14 protein-coding genes and 1 pseudogene are annotated in these 14,679 nt (G+C 67.9%); 5 read left to right on the top strand and 10 right to left on the bottom strand.

Features of this window, described 5'->3' with window-relative positions; all coding sequences use genetic code 11:
* Positions 1-48: 48 nt before the first annotated feature.
* The 4 genes and pseudogenes from JUB11_RS16755 (at position 49) to JUB11_RS16740 (ending at position 6,384) form a co-directional block, all read left to right on the top strand.
* Positions 49-873, top strand: coding sequence for an alpha/beta hydrolase (locus tag JUB11_RS16755; protein ID WP_207459710.1), 825 nt, complete (start codon positions 49-51; stop codon positions 871-873).
* The gene (locus tag JUB11_RS16750; RefSeq protein ID WP_207459709.1) at positions 870-2,054 is read left to right on the top strand and encodes an efflux RND transporter periplasmic adaptor subunit; all 1,185 of its coding nucleotides are present in this window, start codon (positions 870-872) and stop codon (positions 2,052-2,054) included. Before JUB11_RS16755 ends, JUB11_RS16750 begins: the two co-directional genes overlap by 4 nt.
* A 36-nt stretch (positions 2,055-2,090) precedes the next feature.
* On the top strand, positions 2,091-5,276 hold the full coding sequence (locus JUB11_RS16745) for an efflux RND transporter permease subunit (RefSeq protein ID WP_207459708.1): 3,186 nt from the start codon (positions 2,091-2,093) through the stop codon (positions 5,274-5,276).
* Positions 5,277-5,415: 139 nt separating this feature from the next.
* Positions 5,416-6,384: pseudogene (locus tag JUB11_RS16740) on the top strand (IS5 family transposase).
* A gap of 80 nt (positions 6,385-6,464) precedes the next feature.
* Here JUB11_RS16740 and ilvA read toward each other — a convergent pair.
* The 4 genes from ilvA to JUB11_RS16720 all read right to left on the bottom strand — a co-directional run bounded on the left by ilvA (position 6,465) and on the right by JUB11_RS16720 (position 11,656).
* Positions 6,465-7,994 carry a threonine ammonia-lyase, biosynthetic gene (gene ilvA, locus JUB11_RS16735; RefSeq protein WP_207459707.1) on the bottom strand — a complete coding sequence of 510 codons (1,530 nt, stop codon included), beginning with the start codon at positions 7,992-7,994 and terminating at the stop codon, positions 6,465-6,467.
* Between the two features lie 502 nt (positions 7,995-8,496).
* On the bottom strand, positions 8,497-8,862 hold the full coding sequence (locus tag JUB11_RS16730; RefSeq protein ID WP_207459706.1) for a type II toxin-antitoxin system PemK/MazF family toxin: 366 nt from the start codon (positions 8,860-8,862) through the stop codon (positions 8,497-8,499).
* Complete coding sequence (locus JUB11_RS16725; RefSeq protein ID WP_207459705.1) at positions 8,852-9,790, bottom strand: hypothetical protein; 939 nt, start codon at positions 9,788-9,790, stop codon at positions 8,852-8,854. Before JUB11_RS16725 ends, JUB11_RS16730 begins: the two co-directional genes overlap by 11 nt.
* A 129-nt stretch (positions 9,791-9,919) precedes the next feature.
* Positions 9,920-11,656, bottom strand: coding sequence for a catalase (locus JUB11_RS16720; protein ID WP_207459704.1), 1,737 nt, complete (start codon positions 11,654-11,656; stop codon positions 9,920-9,922).
* A 431-nt stretch (positions 11,657-12,087) separates the two neighbouring features.
* Here JUB11_RS16720 and JUB11_RS16715 point away from each other — a divergent pair, with 431 nt between their 5' ends.
* Positions 12,088-12,525: a Fur family transcriptional regulator gene (locus tag JUB11_RS16715; protein ID WP_207459703.1), complete on the top strand. Its 438-nt coding sequence runs from the start codon at positions 12,088-12,090 to the stop codon at positions 12,523-12,525.
* Between the two features lie 12 nt (positions 12,526-12,537).
* Here JUB11_RS16715 and JUB11_RS16710 read toward each other — a convergent pair whose 3' ends face one another.
* The 6 genes from JUB11_RS16710 to JUB11_RS16685 form a co-directional block, all read right to left on the bottom strand.
* Entirely contained in the window at positions 12,538-13,086 is a 549-nt protein-coding gene (locus JUB11_RS16710) for an ankyrin repeat domain-containing protein (protein ID WP_207459702.1), read from the bottom strand.
* A 71-nt stretch (positions 13,087-13,157) separates the two neighbouring features.
* The gene (locus JUB11_RS16705; protein ID WP_207459701.1) at positions 13,158-13,355 is read right to left on the bottom strand and encodes a hypothetical protein; all 198 of its coding nucleotides are present in this window, start codon (positions 13,353-13,355) and stop codon (positions 13,158-13,160) included.
* Between the two features lie 5 nt (positions 13,356-13,360).
* Complete coding sequence (locus JUB11_RS16700; RefSeq protein ID WP_207459700.1) at positions 13,361-13,525, bottom strand: hypothetical protein; 165 nt, start codon at positions 13,523-13,525, stop codon at positions 13,361-13,363.
* 72 nt (positions 13,526-13,597) lie between these two features.
* Positions 13,598-13,825, bottom strand: a complete 228-nt coding sequence (locus tag JUB11_RS16695; protein ID WP_247887113.1) for a hypothetical protein — start codon at positions 13,823-13,825, stop codon at positions 13,598-13,600.
* 19 nt (positions 13,826-13,844) lie between these two features.
* Positions 13,845-14,066 (bottom strand): hypothetical protein, encoded by a 222-nt coding sequence (locus JUB11_RS16690; RefSeq protein ID WP_207459699.1) that lies wholly within the window; start codon positions 14,064-14,066, stop codon positions 13,845-13,847.
* Between the two features lie 262 nt (positions 14,067-14,328).
* Positions 14,329-14,667, bottom strand: coding sequence for a hypothetical protein (locus JUB11_RS16685; protein ID WP_207459698.1), 339 nt, complete (start codon positions 14,665-14,667; stop codon positions 14,329-14,331).
* Positions 14,668-14,679 lie beyond the last annotated feature (12 nt).

Raw genomic sequence — 14,679 nt, 5'->3', positions numbered from 1 at the left:
GGCGGAGGCGGGCACGGTCCAGACCGTGCGCTGTCCGCCGTTCCCGCCATGACCCTCGCCACCGAGGAACACGCCGTTCCCGGCGTCCGGCCCGTTGCCCTGCGGCTCTACCGTCCCCTGGCGGACGGTTCCCTTCCCGCCCTGCTCTACCTGCATGGCGGCGGCTTCACCTCCGGCTCGCTCGACGAGGCGGACGCGGCCGCCGCGGCCATCGCGCGGAGCGTTCCGGCGCTGGTGCTGTCGGTCGGCTATTCGCTGGCCCCCAGCCACCCCTTCCCCGCCGCGGTGGAGGACGCGCACCGGGCCGCCGTTTGGCTGGCGGAACGGGCGGAGGCGCTGGGCGTGCGGCCCGGCCCCGTCGGCATCGCCGCCCACGAGGCCGGCGGCCATGTCGCCCTCTCCCTCCTCTTCGCGATCTGCGACCGGGGCGGTCCCGGCGTCGCCGCCCTGGCGCTGCTCGGCCCGATGCTGGACCCCAGCCTCACGCGGACCGGCGACGAACGGAAGCTGAAATCCGACCTGTCGGTGGCCGCCTGCGCGCGCTTCTACCGCGCCTATCTGCCGGACGCCGCGTCGCGCGTTCATCCCTACGCCATGCCGCTGGACTCCCTCCGGCTCGACCGGATGCCGCCAACCCTGGTGCTGACGGCCGAACGCGACGTGCTGCGTCCCGAGGCCGAATGCCTGGCCTCCCGCCTGATCGCGGCCGGCGTGCCGACCGAGGCGACGCGCTTTCCCGGCCTGTCCCACGCGGCGCTCGCCGGCCACCCGCCGGCCCTGCGCGCCGTCTCCGACTTCCTGAGGCGCCGCCTCGCGGGCGCCGCTCCCCGAACCAACCCCGATCAAACTTCCGAATCCCAGGACGCATCATGACCGCATCCCGTATGAAGTTCGCCGTCCTCCTGGCGGCTGGTGTCTCGGTCGCCGCCGGCGCCGGACTCTCCACCCTGCGCAGCCCGGCCGGCGCGCAGGAAACGCCACCGGCCGCCGCCGCCGCTCCGCTGGCGGAGGTGGACGTGGCCACCGTGCTTGAGCGGCAGGTGACCGACTGGCAGTCCTATTCCGGCCGTCTGGAGGCCGTGGACCATGTCGAGATCCGCCCGCGCGTCCCCGGCACCATCACCGCCGTGCATTTCCGCAACGGCGCGCTGGTGAAGGCCGGCGACGTGCTCTTCACCATCGACCCGCGCCCCTACGAGGCGGAGGTGGCCCAGGCCGAGGCCCGCGTCGCCGCGGCACAGGCGCGGCTGCGCTTCACGACCTCCGACCTCAACCGCGCACAGCGGCTGGTCAAGGACGACACCATCTCCCGCAGCACGCTGGACGAGAAGGAGAACGCCGCCCGCGAGGCCGCCGCGAACCTGAAGGCGGCCGAAGCCGCACTGGACGCCGCCCGTCTGAACCTGTCCTACACCCAGGTCACGGCCCCCGTGTCGGGCCGCGTGTCGCGGGCGGAGCGGACGGTCGGCAACGTGGTCGCGGCGGGTGCGGCGGCGGAGTCCCTGACCACGCTGGTGTCGGTGTCGTCGATCTACGCCTCCTTCGACGTGGACGAGCAGACCTACCTGCGCCACATCGCGCCGGTGCGCGACGCGGGCGACATCCCGGTGCGGCTCGGCCTCGCCAACGAGACGGGCTATTCCCGCACCGGCACGGTGGAGCATGTGGACAACCGGCTGGACAGCGTGTCCGGCACCATCCGCGTCCGCGCCCGCTTCGACAATCCGGAGGGACGGCTGGTCCCCGGCCTCTACGCCCGCGTGCGGGTCGGCGGTGCGGCCCCCTACGGCGCCATCCTGATCGACGAGCGCGCGGTCGGCACCGACCAGGACCGCAAGTTCGTCCTCGCCGTCAACGCCGAGGACAAGGTCGAATACCGTCCGGTCACGCTCGGCCCGCTCCAGGAGGGCCTGCGCGTCGTGACCTCCGGCCTGACGGCCGGCGACCGCATCGTCGTCAACGGCATCCAACTCGCCCGTCCGGGCACGCAGGTCCGCGCCAACATGGTCGCCATGGAAAGCACGGGCACCGAAACGGCGGCACTCTCCCGCTAAGGGGGAGCCCGAGGCCCTTCGCACGCAAGGTGCATCATGAACATCTCACGCTTCTTCATCGACCGGCCGATCTTCGCCGGCGTGCTGTCGGTCCTCGTGCTGCTCGCCGGGCTGATCGCCATGTTCCGGCTGCCCATCTCCGAATATCCGGAGGTGGTGCCGCCGTCCGTCGTCGTGCGCGCCCAGTTCCCGGGCGCCAACCCCAAGGTCATCGCCGAGACCGTCGCCTCCCCGCTGGAGGAGCAGATCAACGGCGTCGAGAACATGATCTACATGCAGTCGCAGGCCAACAGCGACGGCAACATCGCGCTGACCGTGACCTTCCGCCTGGGCACCGACCCGGACAAGGCGCAGCAGCTCGTGCAGAACCGCGTCTCCCAGGCGCTGCCGCGCCTGCCGGAGGAGGTGCAGCGGCTGGGCGTCACCACGGTGAAAAGCTCGCCCACCCTGACCATGGTGGTGCATCTGCTGTCGCCGAACGACCGTTACGATATGACCTACCTGCGCAACTACGCGGTCCTGAACGTGAAGGACCGGCTGGCGCGCATCGGCGGCGTGGGCGAGGTGCAGGTCTGGGGCTCGGGCGACTACGCCATGCGTGTCTGGCTCGACCCGCAGAAGGTGGCCCAGCGCGGCCTGACCGCGAATGACGTGGTGAACGCCATCCGCGAGCAGAACGTGCAGGTCGCGGCCGGCGTCATCGGCGCCTCCCCCACCCTGCCGGACGTGCCGCTGCAGCTGTCCATCAACGCGCGTGGCCGGCTGAAGACGCCGGAAGAGTTCGGTGACATCATTCTGAAGGCCGGTGCGGACGGCGGCGTCACCCATCTGCGCGACGTAGCGCGGGTCGAGCTGGCGGCAGCGCAATACGGGCTGCGCTCCCTGCTGAACAACAAGCCGGCGGTGGCGCTCGCCATCAACCAGGCGCCGGGCGCCAACGCGCTCGCCATCTCCGACGCGGTGCGCGAGGCGATGGCCGACCTGAAGGCCGACATGCCCGAGGGCGTGGACTACAGCATCGTCTACGACCCGACCCAGTTCGTCCGTGCCAGCATCGAGGCGGTCATCCACACGCTGCTGGAGGCGGTGGCGCTGGTCGTGCTGGTGGTGATCGTCTTCCTCCAGACCTGGCGCGCCTCCATCATCCCGCTGCTGGCCGTGCCGGTCTCCATCATCGGCACCTTCTCGCTGATGCTGGCCTTCGGCTATTCGGTCAACGCGCTGTCGCTGTTCGGCATGGTGCTGGCGATCGGCATCGTCGTGGACGACGCCATCGTCGTGGTGGAGAACGTCGAGCGCAACATCGAGTCCGGCCTGTCGGCCAAGGAAGCCACATACCGCGCGATGCAGGAGGTGTCGGGACCGATCATCGCCATCGCCCTGACGCTGGTCGCCGTCTTCGTGCCGCTGGCGGCCATGACCGGCCTGACAGGCGAATTCTACCGGCAGTTCGCGATGACCATCGCGATCTCCACCGTCATCTCCGCCTTCAACTCGCTGACCCTGTCGCCGGCCCTGGCGGCCGTGCTGCTGCGCGGCCACGACCAGCCGCAGGACTGGCTGACCCGCGCCATGAACCGGGTCTTCGGCGGCTTCTTCCGCCTGTTCAACCGCGGCTTCAACCGGGCGTCCAGCGGCTACGGGCGGGGCGTGGGCGGCGTGCTGCGGCGCAAGGGCTCCATGCTGCTGCTCTATGCAGTGCTGCTGGGCGCGGCGGGCTATCTCGGGCGCGCCGTGCCGGCCGGCTTCGTGCCGCTCCAGGACAAGGAGTATCTCGTCAGCTTCGCCCAGCTGCCGACCGGCGCCTCGCTGGACCGGACCGAACAGGTGATCCGCGACATGACGGACGTGGCGCTGGCCCATCCCGGAGTGGAGAATGCGGTGGCCTTCCCCGGCCTGTCGGTCAACGGATTCACCAACAGCTCCAGCGCCGGCATCGTCTTCGTCGCGCTGAAGCCCTTCGCGGAGCGCAAGGATCCCGCCCTGTCGGCGGGCGCCATCGCCGGCGAGCTTCAGAAGCGCTACGCCGGGATGAAGGAGGCTTTCGTCGCCATCTTCCCGCCCCCGCCCGTCATGGGCCTGGGCACGCTCGGCGGCTTCAAGATGCAGATCGAGGACCGCGGCTCGCTCGGCTACGAGGCGCTGAACGAGGCCGTGGGCGCCTTCGTGAAGAGGGCCGCCGAGACGCCGGAGCTGGGGCCAAGCTTTTCCAGCTACCAGATCAACGTGCCGCAGCTCGACGTCGATCTCGACCGCGTGAAGGCCAAGCAGCTCGGCGTGTCGGTGGACGAGGTGTTCGACACAATGCAGATCTATCTGGGCTCGCTCTACGTCAACGACTTCAACAGCTTCGGCCGCGTCTATCAGGTGCGGGTGCAGGCCGACGCGCCCTTCCGCGCCCGGCCGGACGACATCGGGCTGCTGAAGACGCGCAACGAGCAGGGGGCGATGGTGCCGCTGTCCTCGCTGGTCACCGTGTCGCAGAGCTACGGGCCGGAGATGGTGGTGCGCTACAACGGCTACACGGCGGCCGACATCAACGGCGGCCCGGCGCCGGGCTATTCCTCGGGCCAGGCGGAAGCCGCGGCCGAGCGCATCGCGGCGGAGGTGCTGCCGCGCGGCATGCGCTTCGAATGGACCGACCTGACCTACCAGCAGATCCTGGCCGGCAACGCCGCGCTGTGGATCTTCCCGATCAGCGTGCTGCTGGTCTTCCTGGTGCTGGCCGCCCAGTACGAGAGCTTGACCCTGCCGCTCGCCATTCTGCTGATCGTGCCGATGAGCATCCTGTCGGCGCTGGCCGGCGTGTGGCTGACGGGGGGCGACAACAACATCTTCACCCAGATCGGCTTCATGGTGCTGGTCGGCCTGTCGGCGAAGAACGCCATCCTGATCGTGGAGTTCGCCCGCGAGCTGGAGCTTCAGGGCCGCAGCCCCGTGCAGGCGGCCATCGAGGCGAGCCGGCTGCGGCTGCGCCCGATCCTGATGACCTCCATCGCCTTCATCATGGGCGTGGTGCCGCTGATCATCTCCACCGGCGCCGGGTCCGAGATGCGCCAGGCGATGGGCATCGCGGTCTTCTCCGGCATGATCGGCGTCACGCTGTTCGGGCTGATCCTGACGCCGGTCTTCTACGTGCTGCTGCGCCAGCTGGCCGGCGCCGGCCGCCGGCCAGCCGGTGAGACCGGGCATAGGGCGATGGCCGCGGTGCCCGGGGAGTGATGCCAGTTGGCAGCGCTGCGGGTAGCTGGAAGCAGCGCCCGCAGCCTATGCTTCAAGATCTTGGCGCATAGTTCGGTCGCGGTCTGGCGACGAAGGGCCTTGGCGGGTATAGAAGCCTCCCACCGAAGCCGAGAGCCGCATGCCGTACAAGGCGAACGAGTGCCGCCGCCACAAGATCCCAAAGGCCTGGTACCGCGTCGAGAACTGGTAGGCTTACGATGCGGCGTTGCGTCGACGCGGCGACCTGACGATCTGGGTGACGCCCGAGGCGATCGCGGCCTGGAGGCCCGCCAGCACGGGCCGGCGTGGCCGACCGCAGCGCTACTCGGAAATCGCCATTGAGGCCGGAATGATGCTACGCCTCGCGTTTGGCCGTCCCTGGCGGCCGACCGAAGGGTTGTTGGGCTCGCTCATGCGCTTGCTCGGCCTGGACCTGCCGGTCCCGGATCACACGACCTTCTCGCGCCGAGGCGCCGACCTGACGATCGGCGTGGTGCTGAGGAAGGCCGCCGGACCGGTGAACGTGGTGATCGACTCCACCGGGCTGAAAGTGTTCGGCGCCGGCGAGTGGCATCAGGAAAAGCATGGCGGAAAGCCACGTCGGAGTTGGCGCAAACTGCACTTGGCCGTCAATCCCGACACCGGCGAGATCCTCACTTCAGAGCTGATGACCTCCGAAGAAGGGGATGCGTCGCTGGTCGCTCCCATGCTGGAGAGGATCGACCGCCCGCTCGGCGCGGTCCTGGCCGACGGTACCTACGATGGTGAACCCATCTACCAAGCCATAACCGCCCATACGGCAGAGGCAGAGGTGATCATCCCGCCCCGCTCCACGGCCGTAACGAGCGACACCGCCCAAACCGCGCCGACCCAGCGCGACCGACACCTTCAAGTGATCTCCGAGCGTGGCCGGCTCGGCTGGCAGAAGGCTGTCGGGTACGGCCGCCGTTCCCTCGTCGAGGTGGCGATGCTCCGCTACAAGGCGCTGATCGGGCACAGCCTACGTGCCCGGACTCTGCGCACCCAGAAGGTCGAGGCGACCGCCGGATGCAAGGTCATGAACGTCTTGACCAGCTTGGGCATGCCGGTCACTCGCAAGGTCGCCTGATTACCCCTGCTCTGCGGCGGACTCCGCTGTCACGCCGATTTGCGCACCAAAGTCTCTCCGAAGAGCTAAAAGCCTGCCCCTCAGCCGGCCTTTCCCGTTCCGGCGAGGAACAGCTGGTAGGACGGGTTCTCGGTCTCGTCCCAGTAGGGATAGCCCAGCTCGTCCAGGCAGCGGCGGAAGCGCTCTCGGTCGGCCATCGGCACCTGGAGGCCGGCCAGCACGCGGCCATAGTCGGCACCGTGGTTGCGGTAATGGAAGAGCGAGATGTTCCAGTCCTGCGCCATGCCCTTCAGGAACTTTAGCAGGGCGCCCGGCCGCTCCGGGAACTGGAAGCGGTAGATCACCTCGTCCTTCAAGCCCGGCACCCGGCCGCCGACCATGTAGCGGACGTGCAGCTTGGCCATTTCGTTGTCGCTCATGTCGAGCACGGGAAGGTTCATGCCGCGCAGGGTCTCGATGATCTGGCGCTTCTCCGCCTCGCCCCCGGTCAGCTGCACGCCGACGAAGATCTGCGCCTCGCGGCTGTCGGCGTAGCGGTAGTTGAACTCGGTGACGGAGCGCCGGCCCAGCGCCTCGATGAAGCGGAGATAGCTGCCGGACTCCTCCGGGATGGTCACGGCGAACAGCGCCTCGCGCCGCTCGCCGATCTCCGCCCGCTCGGCGATGTGGCGCAGCCGGTCGAAGTTCATGTTGGCGCCGCTGCCGATGGCGACCAGGCCGGCGCCTTCCAGGTTCTCGCGCTCGGCGTATTTCTTCAGCCCGGCGATGCCGACGGCGCCCGAGGGCTCGGTGATCGCGCGGGTGTCCTCGAAGATGTCCTTCACCGCAGCGCAGATCTCGTCGGTGTTGACGGTGATGACCTCGTCCAGCAGTTCCCGGCACAGGCGGAAGGTCTCGCTGCCGGCCTGGCGCACGGCGACGCCGTCGGCGAAGAGCCCGACCTGGTCGAGCTGCACCCGCTTGCCGGCGGCGATGGCCGCCCCCATGCTGGCGGCGTCGTCCGGCTCCACCCCGATCACCTTCACGTCGGGCCGCAGGAACTTGACGTAGGCGGCCACACCCGCCGCCAGCCCGCCGCCGCCGATCTGCACGAAAATCGCGTTCAGCGGGTGCGGGTGCTGGCGCAGGATCTCCATGCCCACCGTGCCCTGGCCGGCGATCACGTCCGGGTCGTCGTAGGGATGGATGAAGGTCAGTCCCTGTTCGGACTCGATCTGGCGCGCGTGGAGGGACGCTTCGTCGAAGGTGTCGCCGTGCAGCACGATGTGGCCGCCGCGGCTGCGCACCGCCTCCACCTTGATGGCGGGGGTGGTGCTCGGCATGACGATGATCGCCTTGATGCCGAGCTTCTGCGCGGAGAGCGCCACGCCCTGCGCGTGGTTGCCGGCCGACGCGCAGACCACGCCGCGCGCGCGCGCCTCGTCGGAGAGCTGGGCCATCTTGTTGTAGGCACCGCGCAGCTTGAAGGAAAAGACCGGCTGGAGATCCTCCCGCTTCAGCAGCACCGTGTTGCCGAGCCGCCGCGACAGCCGCGCCATCGGATCGAGCGGGCTTTCCACCGCCACGTCGTAGACGCGCGCGGTGAGAATCTTCCTGACATAGTCCTGCATGAAACTGGGCCTTGCCTTCCAAACTCCGTCCGGCGCCCCCGGACGCCGGCCGCCGGCCACGTCCAGGCACGGGTGAGCCGTGGAACACCCGGTCGCGCCCTGTCCGGCGCACGTTAGAGCGGCGGGGGGCGGGGATCAACCCGCTGGACGCTCGTACGGTTTCAGCGGGCGGAATTGCCGTGGGCTCTCGCCGCAGCCGTTAAGGGATTTGGCGGCAACTTTCGACATTATGCCGGCATCGGAGTATCTTCATTGGAGCAATCTTTGGAGGCCCCTTTGTCCCCAGAGGAACGTGCCGAGTACGAACATCCTCCCACAGCGGATCCCCGCCGCCACCTTCGCCCGGCCGACTTGTCGGATGCGTTTCGGCGGGCATTGCGCGAAAGCAAGGTTCCAGCGGAATTCGCTGCGCCAGAAGATCTGATGAAAGACAGCTCCTTGGATGAGGCCGGGCAAGAAGCGCCACCTGCTGATCATCGTCGAAAAGGTTGAGCCGCCACCATCACCCGGTGATCGCCCTCAGCTTGCGAAGGACCTCATGCACGGTTTCGAACGGGCATGCGCCGATGAGCTGGCCCTTCCGCGCACGCCAGTCGATCGCACGGACCTGATCCACCAGGACGACCGAAGTCCTGTCCAGGAGCCCTGGCGGCAGACGGACCTCGGTGCGCTCATAGCCCCTGATCCTGGATGTGACGGGGCAGACGACGGCCATGCCGCGCTGTTCGTTGTAGTCGTAGGGGCTCAGACAAAAGGCCGGGCGCCGTCCCTGTTGTTCATGCCCGAAAACATCCCCGCTCTCGGGCGAGCGCCCGAACAGAATCCAAAGGAGGTCGCCTCGGCCCGGAATGAAGCCGTCACCACTCAACGGCTTCCTCGCCGAACTCTCCAGTGATCAGTTCCTCGGCCGCAGGCCGTTCCGAAAATGCGCGGGACCAGTCCACGTCCTCGCCCTGGCCGAGACCGATTTCGAGCCGGCCGTTCCGGAAGGACCAGCCGGCCCCGCCGGAGAGGATCGCCAGCCCGTCGCCCAGCACCGGCTTGAACTCGGCAAGCGTGACGGCGATGAGGGCATCCTGTTCCGCTTCGCGCTTCCGTTTCAGGATGACGGCCGTCGGGGCGTCCGCAAGCATGATCCAGATGGAGGAAGTCACGCCGACGGGAGTCAGTTGAAGCCGTGAATTGGCTGGTTCCTTCCCGAGCAGGCAGAGGCTGGCGACGAGCCGGCGCCGGCGTGCCGCCGAGGCATCATCGAACAGGCCGGCGACCGCCTGGACGCGAAGCTCGTCGTCATAGAGGGTTTCCGCGATCCTATGGCCGTCCTGTTCGCAGCCCAGCGCCTGGAATTGAATGGCGGAATCCCGGAAGTATCTCACCCGGTTCGCGTCGAGTTCCAAGCCCCGGTCGATCAAGGGAATGATGGCCGCCCGAAACTCCGCGCTCCGCTGCTCGGCGAGCTTGCGTGCTTTGGCCAAAGCCGCCGCGATGCCGTTGAACTCCGGGCGCAGCTCCTTTTCGAAAGCCCGCTGGCGGGACACGATGCTCGCCGTCACCGACGCCAAGTCACCATCATCCCCGGCAGCTGCCCGGCGAAAAAGATCGAAGGCGGTGCGCAGATTTCGCTGTGATTCTGCCTGCTGACGGCGCCGCTCTTCCGCTCGGATCGCCAGATCCTCGATCCAAGGCTCCGCTCGCTGCAGGTGGAGGCGGTCGAGAACGGCCTGCCTTTCTTCCGCGGTGAGGCTCACCGCCGGGAACTGCAACAACGAAGGATCAAGTTTCAACGCCTGCGACATGGCCTGGAGGCTGCCCCCGTGCGGCACCGGAGTCAATGGGGCGGCCCGCCTCCTCGGCTGCCCCAAAGGAAAAGGGGCGGCCATCCGCTGGCCGCCCCTCCCCTTCAACTCCGGCCCTGAAAGCCGGCCTTACTCGGCGGCCTTGCTCTGGCCCTGGTTCGTGTCGAGCGGCTTGCGCATGCCGCCCAGCACATCCTCGGCCTTGACCTGGAAGTTCTTCACCGAGCTGGTCCACTGGCCCCAGACGGTCGGGTCGATCTTGTCGCCGTTGTTGCCGAGGTTCTGGAGACGGCGCTTGTCCTCGTCGGTCAGCACCTGCTTGGGCAGGGGCTGGAGGTGCTTCACGTCGTCGGCGGTCATGTTCAGCATCTTGCCCACGCGGGTGCCGTAATCGTCATGGACGAGCAACAGGTGCCACAGCATGCGTTCCTGGACGTCGCGTTCGCACTGGCCGAGCAGCGTGCCCATGTTGAGGACGAGGTCGTCGCGTTCCCAGTCCATCATGGTGTTGTAGCGGCCGCGCGCCTGGACATAGTCGTTGCGGCGCTCCAGCACGCTGCGGGTCAGCCGGCCGCGGATTTCCGGCGGGTTGTTCGGCTCCTCGCGCGGGTCCTCCTTCAGGCCGTTGTGGATCGACGGCTCGAAGTTGATGTGCGGGTTCTGGCCCGGCGCCATGTCGCGGTAGAAGGACATCTGGCCGCCGTTGAGGTTGGTGGCGACGCGGGCGTTCTTGGCCTGGTTGATCGGCAGCTGGAGGTAGTTGGTGCCGACGCGGTAGCGCTGCGTGTCGGAGTAGGAGAAGGTCCGGCCGATCAGCATCTTGTCGTCCGAGAAGTCCAGCCCGTCCACCAGCACGCCGGTGCCCATGGCGATCTGTTCGTTCTCGTTGAAGTGATCCTGCACGTTGCGGTTCAGCGTCATGACGCCGACATGGCGCAGGGGGAAGTCCTTCTCCGGCCAGATCTTGGTGTCGTCCAGCGGGTCCCAGTCCAGTTCGGGGTGGTCATGGTCCTCCATGATCTGGACGTACATGTCCCACTGCGGGTGTTCGCCGCGCTCGATGGCCTCGTAGAGGTCCTTGGAGGCGGAACCCAGATCCTCGCCCTGCACCCGGGCGGCCTCGGCGGCGGTCAGGCTGGCGATGCCGCAGCGCGGGTGGAAATGGTACTTGACCAGGACGGTCTCGCCCTGGGCGTTGACCATCTTGTAGGTGTTGACGCCGAATCCCTCCATGTGCCGGTAGCTGGCCGGGATCCCGCGCGGGCTGAACAGGTGCGTCAGCATGTGCATGGATTCGGGCGTCTGGCTCATGAAGTCGAAGATGCGGTTCGGCTCCTGGCGGAAGGTCACCGGATCGGGCTTCAGCGAATGGATCACGTCCGGGAACTTGATGGCATCGCGGATGAAGAAGATCGCGAGGTTGTTGCCGACGAGGTCCCAGTTGCCGTCCTCGGTGTAGAACTTCACCGCGAAGCCGCGCGGGTCGCGGGCGGCCTCGGAGGAGTCGCGGCCGCCGATGACGGTGGAGAAGCGGATGGCGAGCGGCGTCTTCTTGCCGGGCTCCTGGAACAGCTTGGCGCGGGTGTATTTGGAGGCCGGCTCGTCGCCGATCTTGCCGGTCGCCTCGAACTCGCCGTAGCAGACGAAGCCGCGGGCGTGCACCACGCGCTCCGGGATGCGCTCGCGGTCGAAATGGGTGATCTTCTCGAGGAACTGGTAGTTCTCCAGCGTGGCCGGACCGCGGCTGCCGACGGTGCGCTGGGACTGGTTGTTGGTGATCGGGTGGCCCTGACGGTTGGTCAGGATGCCGTCTGACGCTCTCGGCGCCGCAGCCTCGCCCGGGCGGGTCTCGTTGGTCTTGTCCATCGCTTTCTCCCTTGAGGTTTTTGGCGATGCCGGGAGCGGCATACGACCCGGAACCTGCAACAGATGAAGGCCCCGGAAATGCATCTCCGGCTGTCGGCCCTTGGGCACGCGTAGGAGTCCTCCGCCGTGCCGTGGCTCAGGGAAGATGCCCTTCCGGAACCACGGCCCGCACCTAATTAGAATAATTCTAAACTTTGCCTGTCAAGGCCGGATCGCCGGCCCATCCGGAATTGCCATCTCCGAAGTGCCCACCCGAGGCACCCGTCCGAGGCACCCGGCCGAGGCAAGGGCGCGCGCCAGCGCGCCGTCCTGCCGCACTTGCTGTTTCGAATGCGAACTATCCGAAACATCACTTGCTTATATAACTAGCAAAAGCTTAACTGAGGGGCAACCACCGGAACGGACCCGAACCAGCGAAAGCGGGAGATCCCATGCCGCACGGGCGCAAATCCGACCCTCCCATCGCCGGGCTGCTCCATGCCGCCGGGCTGCGGGTGACCGACCAGCGGCTGGCGCTCCTGTCGCTTCTGTTCGGGGCCGGCGACCGGCACGTCACGGCGGACGGGCTCTACCGCGAGGCGCGCGCCTCTGGCATCGCCGTGGTGCGCGCCACCGTCTACAACACCCTGCACGCGCTGGCCGAACATGGGCTGCTGCGGGAAATCGTGGTGGACGCCGAGCGCAGCTGGTTCGACACCAACGTGACCCACAACTGCCATCTCTATTGCGAGGAGACGGGACAGCTCCATCACTTCGACGAGGGCGATCCGGCCGTCCGGGCGCTGGTGGAACAGCTGGGCGGCGTCACGCCCGGACGCGTGGACGTGCTGATCCGGCTGAAGGCCGGCGCCCGACCAGCACAGGAGTAGCGCGTATCTCGATCAGCGCGCCTGGACGGCGCGCAGGAGAAGCTCCGGCGTGTCGGTGGCGCCCATGACGTTGGCGGCATCGATCGCGCTGTTGCCGCCAGCATCGCGCGCGGTGGGGTCCGCACCGCGCTCCAGCAGCAATTCGACGATGTCGGCGCGGTTGAACATGGCGGCGACCATCAGGGCCGTGCGCCCGTCCGGGCCGCAGCCGTCCACCTTCGCCCCATGATCCAGAAGCAGCCGCACCACCTCGGCATCGCCCTTGAAGGCAGCCCCGGCGAGCGGCGTCTGGCCCCGGTCGTTCGCCAACTCCGGATCGGCACCATGGTCCAGCAGCGCCCGGCACACGTCGGCATGGCCATGATAGCTCGCCAGCATCAGGAGGCTGTCGCCCTTCTCGTTGCGGAGGTTCGGCGGCAGCCCCTGGTCCAGCAGGTCGGTCAGTTCGGGCGCGGAGCCCGAGCGCGTGTAGTGGAACACCTTGCCGACGAAGGCCAGCGTGTCCGCGTCCAGCTCATGCACCTTCTTCTCCGCGCCGCCCTTCTCCGCATCGCCGGCCATGCCGCCCTCCCCTTTCTCTTGTTTCGAGAACAGGACATGAGGACGCCCGGACCCAAGCGCAAGGAAGCCGGTCAGGAGGACTCCGGCGGCGCGATCCGCCCCTGAAGCTCCGCGGCGATGAGGGCGTCGGTCACCGGGGGACCACCGCCGGCGAGCGCTGCCCGCATCATGCCGTTCACCGTGTCGCCGGGCCGCCGTTCCCAAAGTGCCGCGTTGAAGGTCGTGCCGAAGGCCGCCTCATAGCGGCGCAGCAGTTCGGCGTCGATCATGGTGCCTAGAAGATCCCGCCGAGCGGCGCCAGGAGAACCGGCGCCGTCACATGCCCGTTGGGATCGCCGACCATCGCGGTCGGCTCCGCCGCGACGTCCTCGCCCGTTCCAGCGCAGCCGGACAGAGCGAGCGCCACCGCGATCGCGAGAGCCCTTGAAAACATCGTCATTGAAGCCTGCCTTTTCTTGCGGCACCGGCACCGGACCGCCGGTGCCGCCTGCGTTGATCAGAAGGCACCGCCTCAGAAGGCACCGCCGCCGCTGGCCGCCCCGCCGGCTGTTCCATGGGCGTGGGTGAAGCGGGTGAGTTGGGCGCCGCGCCGCAGCGCCCCTTGCCCGATGGGCGGAGGGACCGGAAAGACGTGCCCCTTGGAGGCCGGTTCCTGCCAGCGCCGCTCGGCGGCGGCCCAGCGCAATTGTTCGCGCAGGCGGTCGGCACCCTGCGGCACCAGCCCGGCGACGCTCGTCATGGGGGTTATCATGGCCGTGTCATCCTTTCCTTGCGGGAGGGCGGCTCGCGGCAACCCTGTTCAGGAGGGCGGCCATGTCGTCCGCCTCATCCACGCTGAGATTCCGCTGTGCCGCCCCGTTCAGGAAGGCGACGTCGCCGGTGGCGAGATCGACCACCATCCAGGCGTCGTTCCCGACATCGGCGTTCTTCGAACCGGAATTGTGCAGATCGGCGGTGAAGTCGTAGGCATGAACCGACATCGCGGTCGCCTCCAATTCGGATTCCGCCGTGACAGCCTGCCTCGATGGCGGCCTGGAGGAGGGGACATGGCCCCTGAGTTTTAAGGCGGCTCCCAACAAGAAATATGGCGCTTCCAGAAATAACCAACGGGCTTCACGCCAACGGGAGAAATAAAGTTTGAAATGTCGCGCCCGATTATTTGGCGCAACTATCGAGTGAGCGGTCAGCCGAGCGGGCCTGCCCTCGCGAAGGCAGGCCCATCGGAAAAGGAAACGTTCGCGTTCAGGGCTGCCGGGCGGCCCTTTGGCGGAGTTCCTGTTCGGCGGCGGCGACCCAGGCATCGCGGACGGAGCGGTCGCGCCTCGCCCACGGCACGCCGGTCGCCGATCCCGCCTCGTACAACGACTGGGCCAGGGTCTCGACCGAGGCCCGGTTGCCGATCTGGCTTTCACGGACGACCCGTTCCGGCCCGCCCTCCATCGGCTTCAGGCGGTATTTGAACTCGCCGTCCTCGAAGGGCATCTGCCGCTCGATCCGGTACTCGCCTTCGGGTGCGACCCGCTCCAGCCGTCCCGGCGACACGCGGACGAACTGGCCGACGTCGAACTTGTGATGGGTCATGGGCTTTCCTCC

The sequence above is a fragment of the Azospirillum sp. SYSU D00513 genome, assembly GCF_017356015.1.
In the GTDB taxonomy this organism is placed as follows: domain Bacteria; phylum Pseudomonadota; class Alphaproteobacteria; order Azospirillales; family Azospirillaceae; genus Azospirillum.
This window is presented reverse-complemented; position numbering and strand designations above follow the sequence as displayed.